The sequence below is a fragment of the Escherichia sp. MOD1-EC4550 genome (assembly GCF_963876935.1).
GTDB lineage: Bacteria > Pseudomonadota > Gammaproteobacteria > Enterobacterales > Enterobacteriaceae > Escherichia > Escherichia coli_F.
In genome coordinates this window covers 1-238 of sequence record NZ_CAWNSE010000043.1, presented here as the reverse complement: position 1 = coordinate 238, position 238 = coordinate 1, and the positions used below count along the sequence as shown (strand labels likewise).

Below are 238 nucleotides of genomic sequence, written 5' to 3'. Positions count from 1 at the left end.
CCATCGCTGGAAACTTGCTGCTCCCCGTTATTAATGAGAGTCCCTGAGACATTTCCGCCACCGAAAACCGTCTGCAGTCCCCCGTTAATGGTGGTGTCCACGGCACTGCCACCGCTGGAGACTCGCTGCTCCCCGTTATTAATGAGAGTCCCGGAGACACTTCCGCCACCGAAAACTGTCTGCAGTCCCCCCTCAATGGTGGTGTCCACGGCACTGCCATCGCTGGAAACTTGCTGCT

The 238-nt window shown here is 57.6% G+C and carries 1 pseudogene; it reads right to left on the bottom strand.

Features of this window, described 5'->3' with window-relative positions:
- Nucleotides 1–238 (bottom strand): annotated as a pseudogene (locus AACU19_RS20175) (AIDA repeat-containing protein); the annotation flags it as partial.